Annotated in this window: 27 protein-coding genes; 18 read left to right on the top strand and 9 right to left on the bottom strand. The window is 58.3% G+C overall.

Annotation, left to right across the window (positions count from 1 at the left end; all coding sequences use genetic code 11):
- The first annotated feature begins 9 nt into the window (after window positions 1–9).
- The 4 genes from SLH47_RS01350 to SLH47_RS01335 all read left to right on the top strand — a co-directional run bounded on the left by SLH47_RS01350 (window position 10) and on the right by SLH47_RS01335 (window position 2,690).
- Window positions 10–171 (top strand): hypothetical protein, encoded by a 162-nt coding sequence (locus SLH47_RS01350; RefSeq protein WP_320237498.1) that lies wholly within the window; start codon window positions 10–12, stop codon window positions 169–171.
- Entirely contained in the window at window positions 168–680 is a 513-nt protein-coding gene (locus tag SLH47_RS01345; RefSeq protein WP_320237497.1) for a sigma-70 family RNA polymerase sigma factor, read from the top strand. Before SLH47_RS01350 ends, SLH47_RS01345 begins: the two co-directional genes overlap by 4 nt.
- A gap of 136 nt (window positions 681–816) precedes the next feature.
- Window positions 817–2,016: a DUF4240 domain-containing protein gene (locus SLH47_RS01340; protein WP_320237496.1), complete on the top strand. Its 1,200-nt coding sequence runs from the start codon at window positions 817–819 to the stop codon at window positions 2,014–2,016.
- Between the two features lie 65 nt (window positions 2,017–2,081).
- A complete protein-coding gene (locus tag SLH47_RS01335; RefSeq protein ID WP_320237495.1) occupies window positions 2,082–2,690 on the top strand; it encodes a YdeI/OmpD-associated family protein in 609 nt (202 codons plus the stop codon).
- A 13-nt stretch (window positions 2,691–2,703) separates the two neighbouring features.
- Here the strand turns inward: SLH47_RS01335 and SLH47_RS01330 are convergent, their stop codons facing one another.
- From SLH47_RS01330 to SLH47_RS01320, 3 genes are all read right to left on the bottom strand, one after another.
- Complete coding sequence (locus SLH47_RS01330) at window positions 2,704–3,840, bottom strand: TRAP transporter substrate-binding protein (protein WP_320237494.1); 1,137 nt, start codon at window positions 3,838–3,840, stop codon at window positions 2,704–2,706.
- An 8-nt stretch (window positions 3,841–3,848) separates the two neighbouring features.
- A complete protein-coding gene (locus SLH47_RS01325) occupies window positions 3,849–4,883 on the bottom strand; it encodes a hypothetical protein (protein WP_320237493.1) in 1,035 nt (344 codons plus the stop codon).
- Between the two features lie 89 nt (window positions 4,884–4,972).
- The gene (locus SLH47_RS01320; RefSeq protein ID WP_320237492.1) at window positions 4,973–6,508 is read right to left on the bottom strand and encodes a phosphate ABC transporter substrate-binding/OmpA family protein; all 1,536 of its coding nucleotides are present in this window, start codon (window positions 6,506–6,508) and stop codon (window positions 4,973–4,975) included.
- Between the two features lie 322 nt (window positions 6,509–6,830).
- Between SLH47_RS01320 and SLH47_RS01315 the strand changes: the two genes are divergently transcribed.
- Window positions 6,831–7,553 carry an acylneuraminate cytidylyltransferase family protein gene (locus SLH47_RS01315; RefSeq protein ID WP_320237491.1) on the top strand — a complete coding sequence of 241 codons (723 nt, stop codon included), beginning with the start codon at window positions 6,831–6,833 and terminating at the stop codon, window positions 7,551–7,553.
- A gap of 283 nt (window positions 7,554–7,836) precedes the next feature.
- On the opposite strand, the gene SLH47_RS01310 is transcribed toward SLH47_RS01315, so the two are convergent.
- Together SLH47_RS01310 and SLH47_RS01305 are read right to left on the bottom strand one after the other, a co-directional pair.
- A complete protein-coding gene (locus SLH47_RS01310; RefSeq protein WP_320237490.1) occupies window positions 7,837–8,550 on the bottom strand; it encodes a hypothetical protein in 714 nt (237 codons plus the stop codon).
- 149 nt (window positions 8,551–8,699) lie between these two features.
- On the bottom strand, window positions 8,700–9,407 hold the full coding sequence (locus tag SLH47_RS01305) for a tyrosine-protein phosphatase (protein ID WP_320237489.1): 708 nt from the start codon (window positions 9,405–9,407) through the stop codon (window positions 8,700–8,702).
- 130 nt (window positions 9,408–9,537) lie between these two features.
- Between SLH47_RS01305 and SLH47_RS01300 the strand changes: the two genes are divergently transcribed.
- The 5 genes from SLH47_RS01300 (at window position 9,538) to SLH47_RS01280 (ending at window position 14,655) form a co-directional block, all read left to right on the top strand.
- Window positions 9,538–10,569 (top strand): N-acetylneuraminate synthase family protein, encoded by a 1,032-nt coding sequence (locus SLH47_RS01300; RefSeq protein WP_320237488.1) that lies wholly within the window; start codon window positions 9,538–9,540, stop codon window positions 10,567–10,569.
- Window positions 10,562–11,359: a glycosyltransferase family 25 protein gene (locus SLH47_RS01295; protein ID WP_320237487.1), complete on the top strand. Its 798-nt coding sequence runs from the start codon at window positions 10,562–10,564 to the stop codon at window positions 11,357–11,359. Before SLH47_RS01300 ends, SLH47_RS01295 begins: the two co-directional genes overlap by 8 nt.
- Window positions 11,356–12,465 carry a hypothetical protein gene (locus SLH47_RS01290; protein ID WP_320237486.1) on the top strand — a complete coding sequence of 370 codons (1,110 nt, stop codon included), beginning with the start codon at window positions 11,356–11,358 and terminating at the stop codon, window positions 12,463–12,465. Before SLH47_RS01295 ends, SLH47_RS01290 begins: the two co-directional genes overlap by 4 nt.
- A gap of 121 nt (window positions 12,466–12,586) precedes the next feature.
- Complete coding sequence (locus SLH47_RS01285) at window positions 12,587–13,822, top strand: putative DNA modification/repair radical SAM protein (protein WP_320237485.1); 1,236 nt, start codon at window positions 12,587–12,589, stop codon at window positions 13,820–13,822.
- A 2-nt stretch (window positions 13,823–13,824) separates the two neighbouring features.
- Complete coding sequence (locus SLH47_RS01280; RefSeq protein WP_320237484.1) at window positions 13,825–14,655, top strand: TIGR03915 family putative DNA repair protein; 831 nt, start codon at window positions 13,825–13,827, stop codon at window positions 14,653–14,655.
- Here SLH47_RS01280 and SLH47_RS01275 read toward each other — a convergent pair.
- Window positions 14,652–15,020, bottom strand: a complete 369-nt coding sequence (locus tag SLH47_RS01275; RefSeq protein ID WP_320237483.1) for a hypothetical protein — start codon at window positions 15,018–15,020, stop codon at window positions 14,652–14,654. The two genes, SLH47_RS01280 and SLH47_RS01275, sit on opposite strands and share 4 nt — an antisense overlap.
- A gap of 230 nt (window positions 15,021–15,250) precedes the next feature.
- Between SLH47_RS01275 and SLH47_RS01270 the strand changes: the two genes are divergently transcribed.
- Window positions 15,251–15,544: a hypothetical protein gene (locus SLH47_RS01270; RefSeq protein WP_320237482.1), complete on the top strand. Its 294-nt coding sequence runs from the start codon at window positions 15,251–15,253 to the stop codon at window positions 15,542–15,544.
- 24 nt (window positions 15,545–15,568) lie between these two features.
- Here the strand turns inward: SLH47_RS01270 and ychF are convergent, their stop codons facing one another.
- Window positions 15,569–16,666: a redox-regulated ATPase YchF gene (gene ychF / locus SLH47_RS01265; protein ID WP_320237481.1), complete on the bottom strand. Its 1,098-nt coding sequence runs from the start codon at window positions 16,664–16,666 to the stop codon at window positions 15,569–15,571.
- Between the two features lie 135 nt (window positions 16,667–16,801).
- Here ychF and trpA point away from each other — a divergent pair, with 135 nt between their 5' ends.
- The 3 genes from trpA (at window position 16,802) to SLH47_RS01250 (ending at window position 19,259) form a co-directional block, all read left to right on the top strand.
- Window positions 16,802–17,593 carry a tryptophan synthase subunit alpha gene (gene trpA, locus SLH47_RS01260; RefSeq protein WP_320237480.1) on the top strand — a complete coding sequence of 264 codons (792 nt, stop codon included), beginning with the start codon at window positions 16,802–16,804 and terminating at the stop codon, window positions 17,591–17,593.
- A 79-nt stretch (window positions 17,594–17,672) separates the two neighbouring features.
- A complete protein-coding gene (locus SLH47_RS01255) occupies window positions 17,673–18,836 on the top strand; it encodes an alpha-hydroxy acid oxidase (RefSeq protein WP_320237479.1) in 1,164 nt (387 codons plus the stop codon).
- 150 nt (window positions 18,837–18,986) lie between these two features.
- Entirely contained in the window at window positions 18,987–19,259 is a 273-nt protein-coding gene (locus SLH47_RS01250; RefSeq protein WP_320237478.1) for a hypothetical protein, read from the top strand.
- A 97-nt stretch (window positions 19,260–19,356) separates the two neighbouring features.
- Here SLH47_RS01250 and SLH47_RS01245 read toward each other — a convergent pair whose 3' ends face one another.
- Complete coding sequence (locus tag SLH47_RS01245; protein ID WP_320237477.1) at window positions 19,357–20,529, bottom strand: MFS transporter; 1,173 nt, start codon at window positions 20,527–20,529, stop codon at window positions 19,357–19,359.
- Between the two features lie 282 nt (window positions 20,530–20,811).
- On the opposite strand from SLH47_RS01245, the gene SLH47_RS01240 reads away from it, so the two are divergent.
- Both SLH47_RS01240 and SLH47_RS01235 read left to right on the top strand, forming a co-directional pair.
- Window positions 20,812–22,641, top strand: coding sequence for an OmpA family protein (locus tag SLH47_RS01240; protein WP_320237476.1), 1,830 nt, complete (start codon window positions 20,812–20,814; stop codon window positions 22,639–22,641).
- 10 nt (window positions 22,642–22,651) lie between these two features.
- The gene (locus SLH47_RS01235; protein ID WP_320237475.1) at window positions 22,652–22,918 is read left to right on the top strand and encodes a hypothetical protein; all 267 of its coding nucleotides are present in this window, start codon (window positions 22,652–22,654) and stop codon (window positions 22,916–22,918) included.
- Between the two features lie 129 nt (window positions 22,919–23,047).
- Here the strand turns inward: SLH47_RS01235 and SLH47_RS01230 are convergent, their stop codons facing one another.
- Window positions 23,048–23,584 carry a peroxiredoxin-like family protein gene (locus SLH47_RS01230; RefSeq protein WP_320237474.1) on the bottom strand — a complete coding sequence of 179 codons (537 nt, stop codon included), beginning with the start codon at window positions 23,582–23,584 and terminating at the stop codon, window positions 23,048–23,050.
- Window positions 23,585–23,671: 87 nt separating this feature from the next.
- Between SLH47_RS01230 and SLH47_RS01225 the strand changes: the two genes are divergently transcribed.
- Window positions 23,672–24,463 (top strand): AraC family transcriptional regulator, encoded by a 792-nt coding sequence (locus SLH47_RS01225; RefSeq protein WP_320237473.1) that lies wholly within the window; start codon window positions 23,672–23,674, stop codon window positions 24,461–24,463.
- 146 nt (window positions 24,464–24,609) lie between these two features.
- Window positions 24,610–25,266 (top strand): 50S ribosomal protein L25/general stress protein Ctc, encoded by a 657-nt coding sequence (locus SLH47_RS01220; RefSeq protein WP_320237472.1) that lies wholly within the window; start codon window positions 24,610–24,612, stop codon window positions 25,264–25,266.
- The last annotated feature ends 127 nt before the right edge of the window (window positions 25,267–25,393 follow it).

Here is a 25,393-nt window from a genome sequence, read left to right as displayed (position 1 = left end):
GAGACCCGGATGGCCAGAAGGCATGATACAGGCACCCAAACGGACAAAGCGACTGATGACGATGTCCGGCGCTATTATCAGGCGATTGTCAAACAGGGCGTCACCGCCCGCTTTCACGCGCTCTTTGCCCGTTTGCGCGCCGAGGAAAGAGAACTGGAGCATGAGGGTTGAAGTCAGCCCTTCGGGCGTCTGACCCCCGCGAAGATATCATCACCCACTTGGGCGAAATGCGCGCTTTTGCACGCAGCCTGACGCGCAATGCCGTCTCGGCTGATGATTTGGTTCAGGACACGATCGAGAAAGCATGGAGGGGCTTTCACACCTTCAGACCTGGTACGAACTTGCGGGCATGGCTGTTCACCATTCTGCGCAACACGCATTACACCAACCTGCGCAAGACAAAGGGCGCGCAGATCGTGCCGGTTGAACCGCTTGCCGAAGAGCTTGTGGGCCATCCGGGCGGCGATACCTATATCGCCATGATCGATTTTGAGCGCGCGTTGGGCATGCTGCCCGTCGAACAGCGCGAGGCGCTTGTGCTGATCGGGGCGAGCGGTCTGTCTTATCAGGACGCGGCGCAGACATGCGGTGTCTCCATCGGCACGATCAAAAGCCGGGTCAATCGCGGGCGTGCGCGATTAGCGGCTTTGCTGGGGCGGCAACGAGACGACATGGGATAGTTGGCGACGGTCATGACGCTGGGCAGCTCTGTTCAAAATACGCATCATGGCCATCACCGAACCCTTCTTGGGATAACGGATGACTCACTGTCATGAATGACGTTGCCATGGGCCGCACCAATGGCGGCTTGGGAGCATGCCCGACCCAGAAGACATAGTTTTGACAGGTTTGGTCGATATCGAGAATGGCGTTTCAACGGGACGTTTACGCATGCTCTCAACCGCAGTTACCGATCTTCTCGATATCGAATACAAAGGCTTGTTTGAGGACCAGCAGGATTGCTTTGTGCTGTTGTCGCAAAAGAGAGATTCCGGTGATGCGGATACGCCGCTCGAATTAACACAAGGTCCGATTTTCGACCTAAGCCCTGATCTGTTTATTTGGGTGACGCAGCAACATCTCGACAACAACAGCGCCCATCTGGTTGCAAGAGACATCATGTCGAACATCTGCACCGCTGGGTTGTCGGAGACCTACAGAAAGATAGTCGATATGCTGGCCGACGCTGGGCATGAAAAGAGTGCGGCGCAGATCTGGCGGGCCGGTGTGGCGACCGATATCGACGTGTTCCGCTATTTTCTCGGCGTGAGAAAGGCTGTGGACCGATATGATGGAATGTCTCAGGCGCAGCAGGAAAAGTGTGCGCCCCGATCTGTGCCGGATTGGGGCCAACGCGATATGGCCAAAGATTTTGACACGAAAAAGCAGAGCGCCCAAGACGCGGTAGAGGCATTCGAACAGTGGGCGGCGCATTACGGCGTGGCCAATGAGCACAGCGCCCAAATCGCGCTGTGGAAAGAAGAATTACGAACCGAGAAAAAGCCCAAGCTGCCGCCACCCGACAAGACACCGATGTCGGAAGACCTGTTTTGGGAGATCATGGCGCGCGCGCAATGCGACTCCGAGATCGAGACGGCCCTGAAGATCGAGGAGCGGTTGGTAGGCTATACCGGCAAAGCCATACGCGATGCGGGCAAGATGATGCAGTCTTATCTTGTTGCGGCCTACCGAGCCGACATCTGGGGGCTCGCGTATTTGTTGGAGGATGGCTGCTCGGATGATGCGTTCGAAGATTTCCGAGGCTGGATGATCTTGCGGGGTCGGACGACTTTCGAGACGATCATGACTTCATCGGACATGTTTGATCCCCGCGACGCAGACGGCGCCAACTTTGCCGCAGGTGGTAGTTTGCAGTCCGCCTTCGAGAACGCGTATCTTTCCAGAACCGGAAAGCCGCTGATCCTCCCGCGCGCCAAATATCCCAAGGTAGAGTTCGATGAAGACAAGATCGTCGACCTTCTGCCCAACATCTCGGCCAGATTGGCAAGCGCCTAGTTTATACTGGTAGCCCGGAGGCTTCGGGCTAAAGTGCGGCCAGAATGACCTGATGGAGATACTTTTTGGCCAGACGCGCGCTTGTGGATGCACCCGAAGTTGCGGTTCAGAGCGTTGACGCCTTGCGTGATTGGCTGGCCGCCAATCATCGGCAGGCGAAAGGTATTTGGCTAGTGACCATGAAGAAGGGCGCGCCCGACGGCTACATTCCTGTCGCTGAGATTGTTGATACGTGCCTGTGCTTTGGCTGGGTCGATAGCCTGCCGCGGGCCAAAGATGATCAGCGCACGATGCTCTATATTAGCCCGCGCAAGCGCGGATCCAATTGGAGCCGGGTCAATAAGGAGAAGGTGGCGCGCCTGACAGAGGCCGGCCTGATGCATCCGGCCGGTTTGGCTGTAGTCGAACAAGCCAAGGCGGATGGATCCTGGACCGCTTTGGATGATGTGGAGAATCTGGTGGTGCCCCCGGATTTGGCCGCAGCATTTGCCGCCCGAAACGGCGCACAAGAGAACTGGGAGGCGTTTCCACGTTCGGTCAAGCGCGGCGCGCTGGAGATTCTTTTGAACGCGAAACGTCCGGCAACCCGCGCCGCCAAGATCGACCAGATCGTCAGTGACAGCGCGCAAAACCAAAGGCCCTTCCAATGGAAGGGCCCCGGCAAAAAGTCTTAATCAGACCAGCCTGTTACACTTCGGCAAACAAGTCCTGCGCCCCGCGCTTTGCAAGGTATTCGGACTGGCTGATCGGACCGGCAGAGCCGATCAAGGTGCGGTAGGCATCATAGCTTTCGAAAATGCGCCGCCCCATATCATCGTCTTCGGCGACGCTGGCGGCGACTTCGAACGAAACGCGGGCCAGTTCGTTCCAGACATCCTCTGGCAGACGTGTAGGCTGCACACCGTTTTCCGCCAACAACTGCACCAGCGCCAGCCCGTTGTTGCCGTAATAGTCGGCGGTATGGGCCGTTACCTCAGCATCGCTGATCATCTGGATCACTTCGCGATCCACGTCCGACAGGCTGTTCCAGAAATCAAGGTTCATCCCCAGCGAAGCGGTCGTGCCAGGCTCGTGAAAGCCGGGATAGATGTAGGTCGACAAGAGCTTCTGGAAGCCGAATTGCAGATCGTTGTAGGGGCCGACCCATTCGGTTGCGTCGATGGTACCTTCGAAAAGCGCCTCAACGATGCCGCCGCCGGGCAGGACAACCGCGTTGGCGCCCATCCGCGCGATCACCTGACCGCCAAGGCCGGGCATCCGCATTGTCAGACCCTCAAAATCGGCAACGCTCTTGATTTCCTTGTTGAACCAACCGCCCATCTGCACGCCGGTCCCACCGATGGGCATGGCCTTCACACCGTACACGGCGTTCAGTTCGTCCCACAGCTCTTGCCCGCCACCGTATTTCAGCCAAGCCGCCTGCTCCACGGCCGTTAGGCCAAGCGGCACGGTGGTGAAGAAGTTGAAGCCACGGTGCTTGGCCTGGAAGTAGTAATCAACCGAGTGATACATCTCGATCTCACCCGCGCTGGCAGCGTCATGCACAGCCAAAGGTGGGACCAGCGAGCCTGCCCAGTAGATCTCAACATTCAGACGGCCACTGCTAGCCGCGTTGATACCCTCGGCCACGCGCGCGGCACTGTCAGCCAGGCCACCCAGACCGGCGGGCCAGGATGTCGCCATGCGAATTGTGCGCGGCGCGCCTTGTGCGATGGCCGGTGTGGCCAAGGCTGCAGCACCGGTCAGCGCTGCACCACCGCCCAGAAGGGCACGGCGACGCGACAGGGTTTTGGATTGCGGTTGCACCATCGGTGTCTCTTTCATCTCAGAAGTCATTGCGTCAACACCCCCTGGCGGCCAAGGAAGAATGCGGCCTCGCCAATCTCGCTCCAACCGGCGACATCGCCGATGAAGAAGAGATAGGCGTCGCCGATATCGGCACCCAGATCGCCGGTTTCGATGATGTCGAGCATCGTCGTGTTCGATGCTGAGATCTGTGCGTCCCAGATATCCTGCGGCATGGCCTGCGCTGTGACCGCAACGCCTGCGGCCTGCAGTGCAAGTGCGCTGTCATGCATGGCCTTCGCGCGGTTGTTGCCGTGTTCTGCCATGATGCAGCGTTCGATCAGCATCTGGTTTTCGGGTGATAGACCGTTCCACGTGTCGAGGTTGAAACCGACGGACAGCGCGGAGGCCGGGCGTCCCGCATTGGGCGTCGTCATATAAGGGAACGTACCAAGCAGACCGGCTTCGGCCATTTGCGCCACGTTCAGGCCCTCAAACGCATCAAGCGAGGCGAGATCGGCACCGCTTGCGCGGATGTCGGTTACGTCAGATGCGCCAAGCGTGCGCATCACGTTCGCCCCCAACCCGACAGAGCCGACACGGCCCGAGGTCAGATCACCCAGTCCGGAGATCGGAGCCTTGGACCAGATCGGCATCGGGCCATCGTCGCCTGCCATGAAGCATTTGACGCCGTATTCCTCGCCAAGGATGTCCCACATGAAGCGGCCATCGGCGACCTGTACCCAGGATTCAAGCTCGCTGGGGCTCATCCCGCCGGGCATGGACGAAAAGATACCAAAGGCAGCGTTCGTTTCGATGAATGCCTCTTCAGCCGAAAAATACATGTCGGCATCGCCTGCGGCGACCGCTGCAAGAAAGCCTGCCGCATCCGAAGATGGGCTGGGCTGGACGGTGATCTGAACAGCACCGCCAGAGGTCCGGGCCACGCGATCTGCGAGGGCCTGGGCCAATGCCGGGCGGTCGGTGATCAGCGACAGGGCCACCGCGCTTTGCGCGCGCGCCGGGGCCCCTGCGACCACCATGGCACCCAAACCGGTGCCAAGTAATGTTCTGCGTTTCATATCAAGTGTTCCTTCACTTGCTGCCCTGGGGATGGCGCATCCATCGCGCAGGGCTTTGTTCAATTTCGTGACGCTGGCTTAATGGCCGCTTAACGCAGCCAGATCTCAACGCGGCGATTACTCTCACGTCCATCTGCTGTCTCGTTACAACCCACAGGTGCAAGCGGTCCATAGGAAGACACTGACATCCGGCCGACCAGCACGTCACCGCCGATTGCGGCAGCAAGGGCATCGCGGACCGAAGTTGCACGCAGCAAAGCCAGACGTTCGTTGAGGTCGAAACGCCCAACATCATCCGTAAAGCCGATGATCAGGATGTCGCGATTACGCGCCTCTGCGCTGTTCAGAAAGTCCACCATACGCTGAACGTCTTCGAGCGATTTGTTGTCGAGCCGCGCCGAACCGGATGTGAAACGGAACGTCGTTGACAGACGGTCAGCGGTAGCCAGATCGCGCGAGAAGTTCTGCACGAGGCCCAGCGTCGCAGCGGTGCTCGCCGACAGGATCGCCGATGTCATGCGTGTCCCTTGCAGGCTGATCGGTTCGCTGATCACGACCTGGTCGACATATCCGGCATTAGCAATCAGTGGTTGTGCCTCAGGTGAGGTGAGGAATTCGACAAAATCATTGCCGGTCGAGGATTGCACCGCATCGCCGGTATAGGCAAAGACACGGCGGCTGAGCGGGTATTCCTCTGCCTTGATGGCGAAATCGGTTGCGTAAGCCAATGGACCGCAAGTCTGACGAATGGGGAGCACCTCGCCGACGGTTGCCTCGGACAGGCTGGTCACGGTGATCGCACCTTCGTTGGCGGCCACGGCGGCAGCTGCGGCGCTTTCGCTTTCCGCACGCTGGGCCGAGCGGCGCAGACGTACCCGGTTGGGATCAAGCACCAGTTCGGTGAATGCCTGATCAAGCGAAGAGCCTTCGGCGGGCAGCAGCATTTGAATGGGTAGATCGTCGCCACCAAGTTCCGACCAGTTGCGGATCCGGCCTGACGCGATCAGCGCAAGCTCTTCAAGCGAGACCGAGCGGATCGGGTTATTCGGGTGCACAATCGGCACAATCGCATCAAGCGCGATCACACGCTCGCGGCTGAGATCACGCAGGTCGGTGCCGCCGGAGGCAACGACGTTTTCCGCAATCGCCGCAGGAACCGCCACCTTGGTGATGGTCAGATCAACCTGCTGGCCCACCAGTTGTGAGAATGCGGCGTTCGTCGGCTCAAGGTTTACATCGACAGAGCCAGCGGTGCTGTTGGTCTGGAAGTTTTGCAGATCAATGCGTTCCACAACCCCGTTGCTGCCCGGCACCGAGAGGCCAGTCAGATCCCGCGAGGCGGCAAATCCATTGACCATCGCCTGCAAGAGGCTGGCTGTCTTCGGTTCGTTCACGGCAACAGCCATGTCGAGATTGGTGGTCAGAACGGGACAGGCCGCGCCGGTGCAATCAGTTGCAGAGCGCGACAGACGCAGCTGGCCGATATCGGTATCCAGCACGAAGACCTCATCATCAAATGAAATAAGTTCACCTGTGATCGAGACCGCTCCGTCTTTGCTTGAGATCGTGACCTGATCTGCAAGGGCCGCCAATGGGGTAGTGGCAAGGCATGCAGCCAGAGTCATTCGTTTTCGAAGTGTCTTCATAAATCGTAACCCTATAATAGTGTTGGCGCTCGCTTCCCTTCGAGCGCCAATCGCATAGGCGAAGGGGCTATGTGTCCAATTTGGCGAAAAGATGATCCAATTAGGGTAATAGGTCAGATTTGCTTCCGTATGGGCAAGGCTTGGTAAATGGCTTCAAAACAGCGATGCGCGTCGATCAGGACCATCGCGCGTAGCGATGTTTAAGACCTTTTGATGGCAATTTGGCGCAAGCCCACCCTCATCCTGCATTGACCGCTGACGCCGCCTCCGCCACATCTGTCGCCACAAGCAGGAGGCAGCGATGATCATCGGACATATCGGCGCGCGGGCAGGCAGTAAGGGTGTGCCGAACAAGAACTTTCGCATGCTGCATGGCAAGCATCTGATCGATTGGTCGCTCGATCAGCTATTTGCATGTGACAGGGTCGATCACGTTGTCGTCTCGACCGATTCCGAAGAAATGTATGCCCATGCCATCCGGCGCGGTTGTCTGGATATCGGGCTGCGCCCTGCGGAACTGGCCACGGATACGGCGGCCAAATGGCATGTTTGGCAACATGCCTTGGGCGAGGTGGAAAAGCAGACCGGCCCAGCGGATGCATTCCTTGATCTCGACTGCACATCGCCCCTGCGACTGCCCCAGGATATCGAGGCGGGCCTTGATCTTTTTGCGGCCGAACAGCCGGATATGGTGATGTCGTGCTGCGAAAGCCGCAAGAATCCCTATTTCAACATGTTAGAGACCGATGCGGACGGCGCGCTGCATGTCTCAAAACCCTTGCCGCATGGGGTCGTGGCGCGCCAACAAGCGCCCATGGTCTATGACCATGTCGGCCTCGTCTATGTGGTCAAGCCAGAATACCTGCGCAGGGCGGCCAGCCTTTTTGAGGGGCGGGTCATCCCGCTGGTCGTACCGAATGAACGCGGGCTTGATGTCGATAGCCCATTTGATTGGGACGTGATCGAATACCTTCTGGGCAAGCAGATCGCAGATGGTGTCCAGTTGCCAGCTGGAACGGAATGATCGTTCGCATCCACCCACCAAAACCTTCCCCGCAGGGAAAACGTACGGTCCCTTAACTGCTCAGCAATAGAGGCGTCGACACCCAGCACTTTACCCGAAAGTCGCGGCTGCCAACGACGCAAGAGCAACTTTTCGGGATCGTCGGGAGATTTGTTCCGCTCTTGCGCTGCGTCTTTGCTTGGCCACCCTTTCCACAACTTGTCCAAGTTGCACTCAGCGCCAGCCTCAGGACTATCTGATGTTCAGAAGCCGCGTCTCCGAAGGGAGCGACGGCATCATTACGCTATATGTCGTCCTCTCTGCTTTCGGGAACCCACAGCAGATTGCTTGATGTTTTAACCTTTGAAGATGCGACAGGCTGCATGCCATCGTCTTGTTCATCCCGCTTTTCAGAAGCACCAGATCGCTGCAACAGGTTCGTCGTGAACGTAATTTCGGTGTCAGGCTCGATCCGCTGTTCTGTATGTTTCGCAGGTTGTGCGACGTCTTCTGCAGGATCTTTCCAAGCCTTCGCCATCAGTTTCTCGAATTGTTCTTCTCCATAAAAGGCATCGCCTACACCAATCGAGAGCGAACTCGCTGTCTCGCTGTCGTTGCTGTAGAAGAAAGAGAACCTCGGACCCTGTCGTGGTGGCAGTTCTGACACCTCGTCGCTGCGCTGCGTGAAGGTCGATATGCGTAGTGCGGCGTCTCTGTCGGTATTGTCCAGCGCCGCGGGTAGTGTTGGCTGCCCCGAATTATCAAGAGCGAGCGGCAGGCGCTCGACCGGTGTCGAACCATTGCGGCATGCAGAAAAGGTCAGCGCGGACAGCACACATTTGAAGGCCGAGACCGCTTTGTTGAACATGTTTTGCAGAGACATGGGCGGCCGTCTCCCGTCATGGACGGAAAACCTGCTTGAATCGGTTTTTTCACCATTCGTGGCCGCATCGCTTTGCGTATCAAAGACTTGCATCTGCGCTGTGGTGGGATTGGCTCCGTTGACGCTAACCGACATGACCAAGACCTCATTGACATGTTGCTTTGCAGGTAGCTTAGACAGGCTGATCAGCGGTGGGTGTGATATTTAGTACCCTGGACACAGAGACGTGAGGTCTTGTCGCGCGACGGGGTAAAAAGTTGGTCTGGCGGTCCAGCACAATCTGCTCAGAACCAACCTTGCCATGGTTTCAGTCCCGCCCGCTTGGCCGCGAAACTGGCGGTCAGGGCTTTAGGGTCATATTCCGTCTTGATCCATGCGTCGATTGCGATGGGGCTTTCAGCGTTCCTTGAGGCGTAAGTGTCAAGGAAATGATCAAGGATGCCGGTCTCAGTTCGACGAATATGTAGATAGCGGAAACTGAGCTGCTTTTGGGCCTCCTTCAGCGGGACATTTTCCTTGACCATCAGAAACAGTGCAGCCGCAAGACCCGTCCGGTCCGCGCCGGATTTGCAATGCATTAGGAACGGGCGTTCAATCCGATCGAACAAGTCCAGAAGTCTGGTCAATTCATTGACGGTCGGCGCGCGGCGTGCAGCCATCTGGTTGTTGTGAAGGGTCAGCCCCAATTGCTCACAGCTTTCGACCTCAAAAAGGTAGTGGGGTTGTTTTGCTTTCCCGCGCAGGTTCAACACCGTTTTGATCCCCATCCCAGCATATTTAGCAAACCGGCGGTGGCTGGGGTGGTTAGACCGATAGGCGCCTGGCGCGAACTCTTCAAAATTGTGCCAGAACGTCCGAAGGATACCATGGTCAAGCCAGTTGAGATGCCACAACGACCGCCGCCTTTCGCGAGGATCCGTGATGTCATGACCGAATGAGTTGCGAAGCTCGCGCTCTTTACGCTCAAGTCGTTCAAATATTCTACGGATCATGACGGGCGCCAGACTGGAAACTTCCCCATCCACTTGGACCAAGCAACGCCGCATTGCAATGGCACGCAATTGCCCTGCCCCGGCAAACGCCCTACACAAGCCGCAAGAAAATGCCGCAAGGAGCCGTCTCATGGAAATTGCTGGTCGCCAGATTGGACCCGCACATCCTCCGCTTGTCATTGCTGAGATCGGCATCAACCATGGTGGCGATCTGGACGTGGCAAAAGAGATGGTGCGTCTTGCCGCCGGTGCGGGTTGTGAGATGATCAAGCACCAAACCCATATCCTGGAAGACGAAATGACCGATGAGGCCAAATCAATCTTTCCGCCCAATGCCGATGTGTCGATCTGGGATGTGATGGCCGCCTGTGCTTTGTCGCTCGACGAAGAGGCCGAACTGAAACGCTATACCGAAAGCCTCGGCATGATCTGGATTTCCACGCCCTTCAGCCGGGCAGCCGCCGACTTCCTGCAAAGCCTTGACGTGCCCGCCTTCAAGATCGGATCGGGCGAGGCGGATAACCTGCCGCTCATCCGCCACATCGCGCGCATGGGCAAACCGGTGATCATGTCGACGGGGATGCAGAGTATCGAAACGATTCGCGCTTCCGTCGATATCCTCGATCATGCCGGGATCGACTACGCGCTGCTTGAATGCACGAACCTGTACCCCTCGCCGCCCGAGATCGTGTCGCTACAGGGCGTGACCGAACTGAAAAATGCCTTTCCGAATGCCGTGGTGGGTTTCTCCGATCATTCGATAGGTCCCGAAATGGCACTCGCCTCTGTCGCCTTGGGGGCCTCTATTCTTGAGCGGCACTACACCGACACCCGCTACCGCAAGGGGCCGGACATCATCAATTCGATGGACCCCGCAGAGCTGCGCCATCTGATTGATCGGTCACGCGAAATCCACATCGCGCTCAACAATCCCAAAGAACGGACGAGCGCTGAGGAAGACGTCTATCGCTTTGCCCGCGCCTCGGTTGTCGCGGATCGCGACCTGCCTGCCGGCCATGTGATCACAGAGGCCGATATCTGGGCGCGACGCCCCGGTTCGGGAGAGATTGCAGGATACGATTTCGACAAGGTCGTCGGTAAAACACTGACCCGCGCGCTGACACGAAACACGCAATTGCGTTGGGCCGATCTGGATGGCTAAGCCACTGACACGTGCCGATCTGGGCATCTGGCTGATCAACCTTGATCGGGACGCCGACCGGCGTGCAAACATGGAACGCCAGCTTGACGCGATGGGCCTGAATTACATGCGTTTTCCGGCCATTTACGGCAAAGACCATGTAGATGCATTGGCTAAACGCGCCGATGCCGCAGCTTATGCACGCAACATGGGCAGCCCGATCCTGCCCGGAAAGATGGGATGCTATGCCAGCCATATCGCTGTTTGGGAGGCCTTTGTCGCCTCGGACCGTGAGGTCGCCCTGATCCTCGAAGATGACGTGATTTTTCACGATGATTTTCTGGACAGCCTCGATATTGCCCTGGCCGGTTCCGCCCATTGGGACACGCTGCGTTTCAATTGCGTCCGCGCCAAATTGCCGGTGAGCCAAGGGCGTTTGGGGCGCTACACACTAAATGCCTATATTGGCCCGTTCACCGGCAACGCGACCTATCTTCTCAAAAAGGATGTGGCGCAGCGGATCCTGCCAAATCTTTGGCCGCAGACGCGCGCCTTTGATCATGAGCTCAACCGGTTCTTCAAACATGACTTCCGGCAGTTTGGGTTAGAACCGTTTTCCAGCCATGTCGACGACGGCAATGTCAGTTCGATCACCGGCACGAACTTTGCGCTGGTTGGAAAGTTCAAATGGTATCACCGCTTGCGGCATTATCGGCTGAAAGCAATGAATTATTTTCGGCGTGCCGCATGGCTCGCTCGCAAAAATCGGTTGCTACCACGGCGGACACCAATGCAATTGAACCAGGAATGATTTCGCAAATTCACAGATTGGGAACTATCAAGGCCCCTGAACCCGTCTTTGGTCGCCGGATTGCGCCGCCCGGGTCGAAGATCCATGATACGGCATTCTGGGATCGCTATGACGCGGACACCCTCATCTACGACAGCATTTGGCAGCCGGAACGTGGGCTTCTTTCGCTCTACCTGCCGAAGATGTTCAACTTTGAAAAGGTATTGCGGCGTTGCACATTTCGTCTGGGCGCTGAAGATATTGTTCCGAAGCGCCGATCATTCATACGGTTTGATCGTCTTGACTTTGGGGCTGATCCAACGGGTCGTTCCTTTCAACTCGACACTCCAAACGGAGCGATTGAGCTACCAATCAATGTGGCCGCGACTGAACGCTTCGCAGACCGGAATGTGATTTACACGATGGTTCGGAATGACAACCTGATGTGGATCAGGGATTGGGTGCTGGCGCATCAGCGCAATCATGGCGCTGATGCCGTGCTAATCGCGAACAATGGCAGCACAGAATACGATTCAGATGCGCTGGCTCGGACCATATCGGATGTGCCGGGCATCGCGGTTGCTGACGTGCTGGAAGTGCCGCTTCGGCATGGGCCTGCGCCAAAAAGCTCGAATCGTGTTGGATTTGCGAAGTTTCTCCAAACCACTTGCCTGAACCTTGCGAGAGATCGGTTTTTTGCGCGGGCACGGGCCGTCTTGTTGTGCGATATTGATGAGCTGTTCACAGCACCTGAGGGGCGCAGCATTTTTGATGCCACCGCGCAGTCCATCATCAAGTACCGGCCCATTGCGGGTTCCTGGCGCTTTGCTGCGGACAGCACTGGCTTACTGCGCCATGCCGATCACGTTTTGAGCGACAGGACGAACCGGGCCTGCGCGGACAAGTACTGTATCGTGCCCAACAGCTTTTTGGGGCGAATGTGTTGGTCGGTTCATAGTCTGGAGAACGTCAATCGCCGCATTTTTCGACCACGTGGCCCTTTCAAGTTCTATCATTGCCGCGGCATCAGCACGTCCTGGAAAGGGCGTCGTACTGGCCAAAGCGAACGCGCTGGCCCACTGGATCAGGAGACGCAAGACTTCATGACACAGACCTTTGCCAGCTAGTGCTTGCTCGGCCGGGCCCGGAATGCTTTGCGAAGGTGACATCGGGTTCACCGTTGATGATCTGCACCGGTCGGCGGCGTTCTCGCTTGCACCATAAAGGACGAGAACATAACATGAACATATGGCCGGTCTCGATCTGTCACAAAAACTCGCCATCCTCAGCGATGCGGCCCGCTACGACGCCTCCTGCGCGTCCAGCGGGACGGTGCGGCGCGACAGTCGTGATGGGAAAGGGCTGGGCTCCACCGAAGGGTCGGGCATTTGTCATGCTTATGCGCCGGACGGGAGGTGCATTAGCCTTCTGAAAATCCTGATGACCAATTTTTGCATCTATGATTGCGCCTATTGCGTCAATCGGGTGTCGTCGAACGTGCGGCGCGCGCGGTTCAGCGTGGATGAGGTCATCACGCTGACAATCGAATTCTACCGGCGCAATTACATAGAGGGGTTATTTCTGTCCTCCGGCATCATACGTTCGCCCGATGCGACCATGGCGGACATGCTGCGCATTGCCAAACGATTGCGGCGGGAAGAGCATTTTCGCGGTTATATCCACCTCAAAACGATCCCCGACGCGGCACCGGAACTGATCGCAGAGGCTGGGCTTTACGCAGACCGGCTGTCGATCAATGTCGAACTGCCCACCGATCAAAGCGTGCGGGCCTATGCGCCCGAAAAGAACCCCGCGACCATCCGCAAGGCGATGGGGGATGTGACATCACATCAGGCGGCCACGACCGAACGGAGTTACCGGGGCAAGCGTCCCAAACGCTTCGCCCCGGCCGGGCAATCAACACAGATGATCGTCGGTGCAGATGGGGCGACCGATGCCACGATCCTGGAGCACTCAACGCGGCTTTACGGCAATTACAAGCTACGGCGGGTCTATTATTCGGCCTTTTCGCCAATCCCGGACGCGACGATCAAACTGCCGCTGATCAAGCCGCCGCTGGTGCGCGAACACAGGCTTTATCAGGCGGATTGGCTGCTGCGGTTCTACGGGTTTGGCGTGGATGAGATCACGGCGGCGCGCCCGGACGGGAACCTCGATCTAGAGATGGACCCCAAACTCGCCTGGGCCCTGCAGAACCGTGCGGTCTTTCCGGTGGATGTGAATAAAGCCAGCAAAGAGATGCTGTTGCGTGTGCCCGGATTTGGCACGCGCAGTGTCGGGCGTATCCTCAGCACGCGGCCGCACCGCAGCTTGCGTTATGCAGACCTTCTGCGCCTCGGCGCGTCATTAAAGAAAGCCCGCGCCTTTATAACAGCACGGGATTGGAGCCCAGGTGCCCTGACCGACAGCGCCCATTTACGCGCGCAATTTGCCCAGCCGCCCAAACAACTGAGTCTGTTTTGACCATGTACACTGTCCCCCTGCCCCGCATCGGCACCGATATCGCCTGGCGCGATGCCGCCAAACGGCTGATCGGCGCGGGCGTCTCACCCGACGATATCCTCTGGGATTATGAGGGCGAGATGGGCGCGCTTTTCGCGACAGCGACGCCGCTGCCGCCGGTGACGCGCCGGATCAAGGCACCGCAAAGCTTTGTCGCAATGGCCAATACGGTGATCTGGCACAAGGACCCGCAGCGCTTTGGTCGGGCCTATGCGCTCCTTTGGCGGCTGCGGCATGAGCCGGGGCTAATGCAGGATCGCGCGGACCCCGGCTTGGCCAAGCTGCGCCAGATGGAAAAGGCGGTGCATCGCTGCCAGCACAAGATGAAGGCGTTCGTGCGGTTTCGCGATCTGCGTCAGGGCGGCGAACGGCGCAGCTTTGCCGCGTGGTTTGAGCCCACGCATCACACGGTCGAGCCAACAGCGCCGTTCTTCGCCCGACGCTTTGCCGATATGGATTGGATGATCGCCGCGCCTGACGTCACCGCGCAATTTGTTGACGGGCATCTGTCATTCCACCCCGGCCAACCCAAACCGGATTTGCCCGAAGATGGGGCCGAGGCGCTGTGGGGCACCTATTTCTGCAATATCTTCAATCCGGCCCGGTTGAAGGTGCAGGCGATGACCTCCGAGATGCCCAAGAAATACTGGAAAAACATGCCAGAGGCCGCGCATATCTCCGGGCTGATCGCGGGGGCCGAGGCGCAGGTGCAAAAGATGCGCGATGCCACCCCGACCCTGCCGCCTGCGCGCGCCGCGAAGATCGCCAAGCGGCTGCGCAAGGATCAGGATTAGGCGTTTTTGCGGTTCAGCATGATGCAGCGATATTCGGCTTCGGCCTGTTGCGAAATACGTGAGATTTCGGCGTTCAACTCGGCCCGCGCGCCTAATCCGCCGCCAAACCCAGCCTGTGGCGCAAAACGCGTTTTCGCGGACCTGATGGCCTCATCAACATAGCGATGGGCCTGTGCGGCACGGTTTTTCGTCCGCTGCTCGGTCTCGCTAGGCACGCAGGCATAGGTATGGATCATCTCGCGATCCGCGCTCAGAAACTGGTATTGCGTGCGACCGGGATAGGCTTGCGAACTCAGGCCGGAAACATCGCAGGCCGCCAGGGCAAAGGCCGCTGCGCAAAGCGCGGTTTTGTGCAGATATCGCATGAAAAGTCCCTCGATATGGCACCCCCAAGCTCTGTGTTAACGGGATCGCACGCTTAGGAATACCACCATCAGTTCCCGGCCATTTATTCCGGCGCGAGTGCTGCACTTTGGCCATAAATGCCGCAGGTCCAAAAAGATGCCGCGACGGGAACAGAGTATTCACCTCTTTGGCATAGGCGCGTTGTCATAAATCTGTTACAGTTTTCTGGATGAGGAAAAGGCGTGCAGTCATGACAACAAGAATCGCCCTGATATCCGGGGTTTGCCTTGCGCTGGCGACAAGTGCGCAGGCACGTCTGACCGACGTCATCTGCGATGACACCGCACGGCTGCAGCATCAGCTTGAACATGTGGTCGGTGCCACCCAACAGGCCCGCGGCATCCGCGGCCCAGAAGCGCTGATCGAAATCTGGATCGTGCCCCGTAATGGTGACTGGACGATTGTGCAGAACTACGCGAACGGCACATCCTGCATCGTCGCCATGGGTGAGCATTGGGAAGAAATGCTTCCGGAACCGGCTTGAGGGCGCGCGTGGGTTTGACCCACCCTAGGTATTGAACAAGAAGTGCATCACGTCGCCGTCCTTGACGATGTAGCCTTTACCCTCCGCGCGCATCTTGCCCGCTTCTTTCGCCGCCTGCTCCCCACCTAAGCTGACAAAATCGTCGTACCCAATCGTCTCGGCCCGGATGAAACCGCGTTCGAAATCGCCGTGGATCACACCTGCGGCTTGCGGGGCGGAGGTGCCTTCCTTGATCGTCCAGGCGCGCGCCTCTTTCGGGCCGACGGTAAAGTAGGTCTGCAGGTGTAACAGGTCGTAGCCCGCACGGATCAGCCGGTCGAGCCCCGGCTCTTCCAGACCCATCTCGCTTAGGAACATCTCGGCCTCTTCGGGATCAAGCTGGCTGATCTCTTCCTCAATCCGGGCCGAGATCACCACGTGGCTATTCCCTTGCGCCGCCGCCATTTCGGCCACGCGCGCGGATTGGGCGTTGCCGGTCCCGGCACTGTCCTCTTCCACGTTGCAGACATAAAGCACAGGCTTCGTCGTCAAAAGCTGCAGCATGCGCCAAGCCTTCGCATCCTCGGCGTCCACTTCAACCGTCCGGGCAGGCTTGCCGTTCTCCAATGCCTCTTTGGCCATGTTCATCAGCCGCTCCTGCTGGATCGCATCCTTGTCGCCGCCGCGCACCTTGCGGACGATGTTCTGCAGGCGTTTTTCGATGCTTTCCAGATCGGCCAACATCAGTTCAGTCTCGATCACATCCGCATCTTCGACCGGGTCCACGCGGCCATCGACATGGGTAATGTCGTCATCCTCAAAGCAGCGCAGCACATGGGCAATCGCGTCGCATTCGCGGATATTGGCCAGAAACTGGTTGCCCAACCCCTCCCCCTTTGACGCCCCTTTCACGAGACCCGCAATATCCACGAACGTCATCCGGGTCGGGATGATCTGTTTAGAGCTGGCAATCGCCGCGAGCTTATCGAGCCGCGCATCGGGCACCGCCACATCACCCACATTGGGCTCAATCGTGCAAAACGGGAAATTCGCGGCCTGTGCGGCAGCCGTCTTGGTCAGCGCGTTGAACAGGGTCGATTTGCCCACATTCGGCAGCCCGACGATACCCATTTTGAAACCCATGGCGACACTCCTGATTTATCGGGGTGCTTCTAGGGGGCCGCCCGCGCGCATGCAAGCAGGGCCGCAGCGTTTGCCCCATTGATTTTCCTCCACACTTCGCGCACAGAGCGAAGAGTTTTGAACCGGGGACATGTGATGAGCAGGATCGACGCGAAATTTGCAGCGCTGAAGGCCGAAGGGCGCAAGGCTTTTGTGGCCTATGTGATGGCGGGCGATCCTGATTTCGAGACGGGGCTGGAGGTGGTCCAGGGCCTGCCCGGTGCCGGCGTGGATATCATCGAACTTGGTATGCCGTTCACGGACCCGATGGCGGATGGTCCGACGATCCAGCTGGCTGGTCAGCGGGCGCTTGAAGGCGGGCAAACGCTGGAAAAGACGCTCGATTATGCGCGCCACCTGCGCAAAGTGGATCAGGAGACGCCCATTGTGATGATGGGGTACTACAACCCGATCTATTCGCGCGGCGTCGACCAGTTTCTGGTCGATGCAAAGGCAGCGGGTATCGACGGGTTGATCATCGTTGATCTGCCGCCCGAGGAAGATGACGAATTGTGTATCCCTGCGCAAAAGGCGGGGATCAACTTTATCCGCCTGGCCACGCCTACGACCGATGACAAACGCCTACCGGCTGTCCTCAAGAATACGTCGGGCTTCGTTTACTACGTCTCAATGACCGGAATCACAGGAACTGCGGCGGCGCAGGCCGCCGATGTCGGACCGGAAGTTGCACGGATCAAGTCCAGCACCGATCTGCCGGTGATCGTGGGCTTTGGCGTTAAGACACCCGAAGCGGCTGAGGCGATTGCAAAAGTGGCCGATGGTGCCGTCGTGGGCTCCGCCATCGTCGAAAAGATCGGCGCAGGCGAACCAGTGGCGGATGTGCTGGCCTTTGTAAAATCACTGGCGGACGGGGCGCATCGGGCCTGAGACGCATTTCTGCGCCAAGCCCATTGCCCCAAACACCCCAAATCGGTAACTATTCATTACCAATTTGAGGATTTTCGCCATGCCCGTCATCACCACGATTGATGATCTCAAGCGGCTGCACAAACGCCGCACGCCCAAGATGTTTTACGATTACGCCGAAAGCGGCAGCTGGACGGAACAGACATTCCGCGAAAACACCTCGGATTTTGATGAGATTCGGCTGCGGCAGCGGGTCGCCGTCGACATGACCAACCGCACCACAGCCAGCCAGATGGTGGGCGAGGATGTGTCGATGCCGGTTGCACTGGCGCCTGTGGGGCTGACCGGCATGCAAGCGGCGGATGGTGAGATCAAAGCGGCCCGCGCTGCCGAGAAATTCGGCGTGCCCTTTACGCTGTCGACCATGTCGATCTGCTCGATCGAGGATGTGGCGGCCCATACCGAAAAGCCATTCTGGTTTCAGGTTTACACGCTCAAGGACGACGAATTCATGAAGCGGCTGATTGGCCGCGCGCGAGACGCGGGTTGTTCGGCGCTGGTGATCACGCTTGATCTGCAGATCATGGGGCAACGGCATAAGGACCTGAAAAACGGTCTCTCGGCTCCGCCCAAGTTCACGCTCGCAAGCATAGCTGATCTGGCGACGAGGTGGCCCTGGGGCATAGAAATGCTGCAGACCAAGCGGCGCTTTTTCGGCAACATCGTGGGCCATGCGCAGGGTGTCTCGAATGCATCGTCGCTTGCCGCCTGGACGGCGGAGGCGTTTGACCACGCGCTGGATTGGGCGCGTGTGGCCGAGTTGATGAAGATGTGGGACGGCAAGGTGATCCTGAAGGGCATTCTGGACGCTGATGACGCGCGCAAAGCCGCCGATTTGGGTGCGGATGCGATTATCGTCTCAAACCATGGCGGGCGGCAATTGGACGGTGCTCTGTCGTCGATCAAGGTTTTGCCGAGTATTATCGAAGCGGTCGGCGACCGGGTCGAGGTGCATCTCGATAGCGGGATCAGGTCGGGGCAAGACGTGCTCAAGGCGCTCGCGATGGGGGCGAAGGGCACTTACATCGGGCGCGCCTTCGTGAATGGCCTTGGCGCGATGGGTGAAAAGGGAGTCACCACTGCGCTTGAGGTGATTCACAAAGAGCTTGATACGACAATGGCACTTTGTGGGCGAAGGGACGTTAAAACACTCGACCGGGACGTGCTTTTGGTACCCGAAGGATTCGAGGGGCGTTGGGCCTAATTGCCCTTAGGGTCAGGTTTTCCGGCAGATTCGCGGCAAAAGTTCACGAAATCGTTGACGAAAGGTTAACGGGCGTGAAGGTTTACGCAGGGGTATCGTGATTAGCACGTTACCAAGTGATGAGTTCGCATATTTGAAGGAGATTGAAAGATGCGCATTACAACAACACTGACCGCGGCTGTGGCGATGACGGCCTTTGCGACATCTAGCATCGCAGGTGGGCTGGCCGATGAGATTATGGAAGCACCCGTCGAAGTAGAAGACACGATGGCGCCAGCAGGCACATCCGTGAACCCCACATTTGTGATCCTCGGCGTGCTCGCCGCCTTATTGATTGCCGCTGCCATTGCAGATGATGACGACGATGATGACGAGCCAACGGATGACACGACAGACACTATCGATATCACTTTGACTGACTAAACCTACGATCAAAACACTTTTTGATTTTCCGTTGGGTTCGCCAAAGTGATCCTGACCGAAGTCAAAGCTTGCTGGCAAAGCGTTTATCGCTTTGCCTTCAGCTTGTTTTAGAATGCCGCCAGGTGGCTGAAGCCTGAAAAGGTAATCGCGACGCCATAATGGCGAGTGGTACGGCGCACAACAAAAGCGCCGCGACCCCGCCAAAGGCAACGCGCAGGCCGAAGGCTTCTGACATCAACCCCATCAGCATTGGCGCAAAGAAGAACCCCGAAAAGCCGATCACAGCGGTCCGGCTGATCGCCTCGGTCCGCAGATGAGGGGCGACCAGCTTGCCCACCAGACCAAGGCCCATCGGCCCGATCACCGAAACGCCGAGACCGAGGATACCAAAGCCCAAGTAAGCAAAAGCCGGCGCAGGCGCGATGGCGGCGATCACAGCACCCGTCGCGGAAATGACACCCGCGATCAGGATTATCGTCACCTCGGCCAGTCGCGCTGCAATGATCTGCCCCGAAAAGCGCCCGATCGCCATGGTGATACCAAGCATCGCAGGGCCTAACGCCCCCTCTGCAGCGCCGCCGCCCAATGTGCGTTCAACATGCAGGGCCGACCATGCCTCCACCGTGGCCTCGGACATGAAGGCGACGAGCACAATCGTACCGCATAGGGTGATCGGCCAAAGCGGATATCGGCCGCTATCGTCTGATGTTGCCATAGTATGCGTCGGCGCCATGCGGATGAATGGCACCATGACCAGACAAATCATGGCAAGACCGGCAAACACCACAATGGGCGGCAACCCGGCCTCGCGAGTGAAACCCGAGATCAGTGCGCTGATCGCGTAGGCTAGAGAAAACATGCCGTGATTGGCATTCATCAGCGGGCGCGCATGTGCGGCCTCCAACTCGCTGACGCGGGCATTCATCACCACATCCAAAAGGCCCGATGCGAGGCCCACAAACGCCATTGCAACTGCAAAGAGCAGAGGTGTCGTTATCATGGGCGGCAAAAGCCAGGCGCAACAGAGTGCAACAACCCCAAATTGCATCGCCCGCGCCCCCAGAAGCCGATCGGCCATGGGTGCGAGCCACATCGCTGAAACCAGCCCGGTTGCCGAGCCGAGGAGCAGCGTTCCAAACATGGCATCCGAGGCCCCAAGTTGCGCCTTTATCACGGGGACATGCGCCGCAAAGCACCCCCAGAACAGGCCGATTACGACAAAGGCGGCGGCGGGTCGTCGCGACAAGGAAAGGGCACTGAACACAGACATGAACCTGCACTGCACAAGAATAATGAGTGACGCAAGGGCGGTTCGTAATGGGAAGGTGAGCTGCGAATGCTGGGCAGGGAACGCAGCCGCGTCACTTTCTGGGCATGCTTTCGTCACGATAGCCGCTGTGGCGCGCTGAGAGAGGCCCAGAGCGTCGGGTCAATTCTTTACCTTTCCCGAAATTATTGTATCAAGCGCCTAAAATTCGACCAAATCTGTGCCTATCCCTGCCGGGTGGTCATCATCTGACTCCAGTTTTTATTGTGGTGAAGGGAAACTCTTATGAGATCTGTGCTCATCGTCGCGGTTGCGTGTTTGACAGCGCTGACATTCTTTTTGGCCTCATGGCTGACACCGCAAAGTGCGGCAGGTCTGGCCACAGCCGAGATTGAAGAGGCACAAGCGGCATTGCAGGCTGAACTGACAGCCGCAAACGAACGCAGCGCTGCTGAGAGTGAACGCAGCGCCGCAGAGATTGCCACGCTGACTGATGCCTCTGCTGCGCTCGAAGAAGAGGTCGCAGCGCTGACCAATACCGTGCAGAATGTCAGCGAAGAGCGTGACGCATTGTCGGCTGAACTGGAAACGCTGGCGGCGGAGTTCACCGCGGTCTCGACTCAACTGGACACGGTGTCAGCAGAATTCGACACGGTGTCTGCCGAGTTGGAAACGGTCACCGCAGAGCTGTCTGACGTCAGCACCGCAATTGCAACGCAGACGGATACAGAGGGTGACCTTGCCACGCAGGTCACCGGACTTGAGGCGGAACTGGCCGCACGCGAGGGCCGATTGGCAGCCGCACAAGGGACGATTGCGGCCCTGATGGAAACGTTCGACGCCAATACGGCTGAAATTGAGACATTGGCCGCGCAGGTCAGCACGTTGGAAGAACAGGCCGCCGATGCCGCAGCACAGGTCGAAGACCTTCAGGCAAACGCGACCGCGAATGTGCCTGAAGATACCGATGGTCAGGTCGCGGCACTACAAGCCGATATCGCAGCGCTGCAGGCAGATACCGAAGCGCGAGATGCGGAAATTGCAGAACTGAGTGAAACGATTGCATCTCTGACTGAAGAACGGGACGCTGCACTCGCCACGGCGGAAGCGCCCAGCGAAGAAACAGCGGCAGCTTTAGACACTTTGACCAACACGCTGGCGGAGCGTGAGGCGCAGATCTCGGCGCTGGAAAGTGAATTGGCGACGGCACAGGAAACTGACGCGGCAACCGCCGAAGAGATTGCCGAGCTCACCGCGACAATCGCGACACGCGACGAAGCGATTGCAGCGCTTGAGGCAGCAAATGCCGAGGCCGTGGATGCGGCCGAAGCGCAGGCCGAAACTGCAGATCAAGTCGCCGCGCTGACCGACAGCGTAGCCGAGCGGGACGAAACAATCGCCTCGCTTGAAGTGGCCTTGGCCGAAGCAACAGAAGCTGCCGAGGCGGCGGCAGCCGTTGAGGTGCCTGATACATCCGCGCTGGACGCGCAGATTGCGGCACTGAGCGAACAGGTCGATGAACAAACACGCATTATCCAGAACCTGCGCCTTGGCTTGGGTAACCCGGATATGCCGGCAGAGGAACTGGCGCAGGTTTGCGATGCACGGGCTGCGACAATCCTCGAAGCCTCACAAATCACGTTTGACACGGGCACGACCTCCATCAACAGCGACTCTGCTGCAACCTTGGCCGAACTGCGCGATATCGCGATCGGATGTGCCAATGCTGATCTGATCATTGAAATTGGCGGTCACACCGACAGCCAGGGTGCAGAAGAGAGCAACCAGGCCATCAGCGAGGCACGCGCACAAGCCGTTTTGGACTTCATGGTCGATGGCGGTGTGTCACCAGACTACATGGTTGCAGTTGGCTATGGCGAGACCCAGCCGATTGCCGACAACGGCACATTCGAAGGACGCGCTGCGAACCGCCGGATCACGTTTGAGTGGCAGGTACAGACCGCCGCGGCAGAGGCCGCTGAAGACGCTGTAGAAGAGAGCGCTGACGCGGCGGAAGAAGACACCGCTACAGATGATGCGCCTGAAGAGGGTGCTGAGGCGGTGGATGAAAGCGCCGCTGACGCAGAAGACGCAACTGAAACCGCAGACGAGTAGGAAGAATTAGATGTCACCATTATTGCTCCAAATCTTCGCCTTTATGCTTGTGACATTTGCTCTTGGCATGGGCCTCGGCTGGGCGATCTGGCGTTTTGACCGCTCGTCCGATCAGGCACTTGAGACCATGAAGACCGAGATCGATTTCTGGCGCAGCAACCTCGAACAGTGTCGGCACGAACGCGACAACGAACAAAAGGCTGTCGCGGTGCTGCATGAAGAAAAGAAAATGCTGAAACGGCGCATCGCCTCGCTGGAGGCGAAACCAAAGTCCTGAGCCTCAGATGCTGGTGGGGACAACGCCACGCCTGAACACTGAATGCACCGCCTGATCCGAAAACGGGTCAGGCGGTTTTCATTTGAGGCTGCATTGAAGCGCCCCACCGCAGATCTCGCGCAAAGCGGGTTAGACAGCGCCGGTATATTCTCCACGCGCGGGGTAGTTGTTCTTGATCGCAAAATCCAGCGCACCCACAAGTTCCGAGAAATGGGGCCGGACGAAAGGCATGGTCTGGACGGAGCCGTAATAGAGTGACTGTTCGGGCGTGACCATAAACAGGCCCGGTTCAGAGAAAAGCGCCGGCTCTTCGATCCCGATCGACGTCTTGCCACGTGAGGTCGAAATGTAGAGCCCCCATTCACGCGCCTTCGCCAGCGACAGATCATATGCAAATCGAAGCGTGTCAGCTCCGATCTTCGTGGCCATCTCGCGGGCGCGATCCTCGCCATCGGAGCTTACGGCGATTGTCTTGACCCCGCGTTCCGCAAAGTCAGAGACCCGCTTCTGAAACTCAGTCAGGTAGGTGGCACAAATCGGACAATGCAGGCCGCGGTAGAAACAGATGACTGTTCCACGCTCAGAGGCATCGGTCGATAGATCGAACGCGCCGTGATCCAGCGTGGGAAGTTGCAGGTCGGGGGTTTTCTGACGGGGCATTAGCATGGCAGGTCTTTCTGACTGGGAGGTTGCATGCCGACCCTAACAGACCTAAGATCGGCTAAATCCCAAAAAACAGACCAAAAATCCCAAATGGAACGATATGACCGGCTGACCACCCTGATCGACAGGTTCAAGTTGACCGTTGCACCGGCAACGCAGCACGACGCTAACCTTGTGGTCTATATCGCAGCGATCGGAACGCCCGACCGGGCGCTCTTTCGCACGCGCGGTGCGGGTTTCGAAGACGCCGACGAACGGGTTCTTTTCCGCGCGCATGTTGATTGGAGCGGTGCGGACAACCCGCTGCTGACCGCCCTCCCCGAAATCGTCGAAATCGACCTGTCTGGTGATGTCGACAACACCGGCCTCGTTCGGATGATGCAATCCGAAATCACCGCGCAACGCTGCGGCGCGGATTCAGTGCTGAGCCGCCTTGGCGAAGTATTGATCGTGCGGATGATGCGCGCCCTGATCGAGGATGGCGCAACGCAGCCGGGCCTTCTGGCCGGTCTCTCTGATCCGCGGCTGAGCAAGGCGATTGTTGCGATGCATAACCGTCCGGGAAAGGCGTGGCGCAACGAAGACCTCGCGCAAATCGCAGGTATGTCGCGCAGCCGCTTCGCCGAGAGGTTTCTTGCCGCCGTCGGCGAACCTCCGGCCGCCTATCTGCGTCGGTGGAGGCTGACGCTGGCGCTGCAGGACATTACGAAAGGCGACAGGGTCGACGTGGTCGCAAGGCGCTATGGTTTCACGTCCTCTGAAGGCTTTACAAGGGCATTCAAGAAGCATCACGGTACGACACCAATAGTGTTACGGCATGCCCGCCTGCATCAGGCCGGTGGTGCAGCCAAGGCGCCTGTGGATGCAGCCAACAGGTTGTAAGAACAAGACCTGACGTTATTGTTCGCGCCTTCCCGTTCCAAACTGCCACAAAACCCTTTCCAAACACGCGAATCCCTCCTATACGGCAGCCTTCATCGGGCTCGGACACCCTTGGAGGCGGGCCCCTACATCGAAGGAAATCTACTATGGCTGGAAAGATCCCAGATCTGAACGCCAAGGTACGCGCGGGGACAGGCAAGGGGGCCGCCCGCCAAGCTCGCCGTGACGGCGACGTACCTGGCATTGTTTATGGTGGCGGCGCAGACCCGCAATCCATCAGCATCCCATTCAACTACCTGCTGACCATGCTGCGCAAGGGTCGCTTCATGTCCACGCTTTTCAACCTCAAGATCGAAGGTCAGGAAGACGTGCGGGTCATCTGCCGTGGCGTGCAGCGCGACGTGGTCAAGGACCTGCCCACGCATATCGACCTAATGCGCCTGAAGCGCACAAGCCGGGTGAAAATCTTTATCCCCGTTGAGTTCCTGCACGCAGATACCTGCCCTGGCGTGAAAAAGGGCGGCGTTCTGACCGTTGTCCGGAACGAGGTTGAGCTAGAAGTGCTTGCCGGTGAAATCCCTGAAAGCATCCAAGTTGATCTGAGCGAAGCACAGATGGGCGACACGATCTCCATCAGCTCTGTTACACTGCCTGAAGGTGCAAAGCCTGTCATCACCGACCGTGATTTCGTGATTGCCAACATCTCCGCTCCGCGGGCCGTGCTGGCCGATGAAGATGCAGATGGCGATGACGTGGCCGCTGATGAGGTGCCCACCGCAGCGGACGAAGCCGAAGACGCGTAAAATCATCCACCAACCAAAGAATAGGGCGTCCATTCGGGCGCCCCTTTTTGTTGCTCGCATCACTGGCACGCTGTCCAAAACCCCCCGCGCTTTGAGAAAAATCAATCGATCGGCGGGCGAACCAAAT

Source organism: Cognatiyoonia sp. IB215182, from assembly GCF_033963905.1.
Lineage (GTDB): Bacteria > Pseudomonadota > Alphaproteobacteria > Rhodobacterales > Rhodobacteraceae > Yoonia.
The sequence above is the reverse complement of the archived record's forward strand: the minus strand, read 5'-3'. Positions and strand labels throughout refer to the sequence as shown.

Coding starts and splice junctions, on each gene's coding strand:
- SLH47_RS01320 (WP_320237492.1), bottom strand. CDS start 6,508: ATGACTCTGGCTGCATGCCTTGCCACTACCCCATTGGCGGCCCTTGCA.
- SLH47_RS01305 (WP_320237489.1), bottom strand. CDS start 9,407: ATGATCCGTAGAATATTTGAACGACTTGAGCGTAAAGAGCGCGAGCTT.
- SLH47_RS01315 (WP_320237491.1), top strand. CDS start 6,831: ATGATCATCGGACATATCGGCGCGCGGGCAGGCAGTAAGGGTGTGCCG.
- SLH47_RS01290 (WP_320237486.1), top strand. CDS start 11,356: ATGATTTCGCAAATTCACAGATTGGGAACTATCAAGGCCCCTGAACCC.
- SLH47_RS01220 (WP_320237472.1), top strand. CDS start 24,610: ATGGCTGGAAAGATCCCAGATCTGAACGCCAAGGTACGCGCGGGGACA.
- SLH47_RS01250 (WP_320237478.1), top strand. CDS start 18,987: ATGCGCATTACAACAACACTGACCGCGGCTGTGGCGATGACGGCCTTT.
- ychF (WP_320237481.1), bottom strand. CDS start 16,666: ATGGGTTTCAAAATGGGTATCGTCGGGCTGCCGAATGTGGGCAAATCG.
- trpA (WP_320237480.1), top strand. CDS start 16,802: ATGAGCAGGATCGACGCGAAATTTGCAGCGCTGAAGGCCGAAGGGCGC.
- SLH47_RS01235 (WP_320237475.1), top strand. CDS start 22,652: ATGTCACCATTATTGCTCCAAATCTTCGCCTTTATGCTTGTGACATTT.
- SLH47_RS01245 (WP_320237477.1), bottom strand. CDS start 20,529: ATGTCTGTGTTCAGTGCCCTTTCCTTGTCGCGACGACCCGCCGCCGCC.
- SLH47_RS01230 (WP_320237474.1), bottom strand. CDS start 23,584: ATGCTAATGCCCCGTCAGAAAACCCCCGACCTGCAACTTCCCACGCTG.
- SLH47_RS01285 (WP_320237485.1), top strand. CDS start 12,587: ATGGCCGGTCTCGATCTGTCACAAAAACTCGCCATCCTCAGCGATGCG.
- SLH47_RS01255 (WP_320237479.1), top strand. CDS start 17,673: ATGCCCGTCATCACCACGATTGATGATCTCAAGCGGCTGCACAAACGC.
- SLH47_RS01270 (WP_320237482.1), top strand. CDS start 15,251: ATGACAACAAGAATCGCCCTGATATCCGGGGTTTGCCTTGCGCTGGCG.
- SLH47_RS01300 (WP_320237488.1), top strand. CDS start 9,538: ATGGAAATTGCTGGTCGCCAGATTGGACCCGCACATCCTCCGCTTGTC.
- SLH47_RS01350 (WP_320237498.1), top strand. CDS start 10: ATGGCCAGAAGGCATGATACAGGCACCCAAACGGACAAAGCGACTGAT.
- SLH47_RS01240 (WP_320237476.1), top strand. CDS start 20,812: ATGAGATCTGTGCTCATCGTCGCGGTTGCGTGTTTGACAGCGCTGACA.
- SLH47_RS01330 (WP_320237494.1), bottom strand. CDS start 3,840: ATGAAAGAGACACCGATGGTGCAACCGCAATCCAAAACCCTGTCGCGT.
- SLH47_RS01275 (WP_320237483.1), bottom strand. CDS start 15,020: ATGCGATATCTGCACAAAACCGCGCTTTGCGCAGCGGCCTTTGCCCTG.
- SLH47_RS01280 (WP_320237484.1), top strand. CDS start 13,825: ATGTACACTGTCCCCCTGCCCCGCATCGGCACCGATATCGCCTGGCGC.
- SLH47_RS01225 (WP_320237473.1), top strand. CDS start 23,672: ATGGAACGATATGACCGGCTGACCACCCTGATCGACAGGTTCAAGTTG.
- SLH47_RS01325 (WP_320237493.1), bottom strand. CDS start 4,883: ATGAAACGCAGAACATTACTTGGCACCGGTTTGGGTGCCATGGTGGTC.
- SLH47_RS01295 (WP_320237487.1), top strand. CDS start 10,562: ATGGCTAAGCCACTGACACGTGCCGATCTGGGCATCTGGCTGATCAAC.
- SLH47_RS01310 (WP_320237490.1), bottom strand. CDS start 8,550: ATGTCGGTTAGCGTCAACGGAGCCAATCCCACCACAGCGCAGATGCAA.
- SLH47_RS01340 (WP_320237496.1), top strand. CDS start 817: ATGCCCGACCCAGAAGACATAGTTTTGACAGGTTTGGTCGATATCGAG.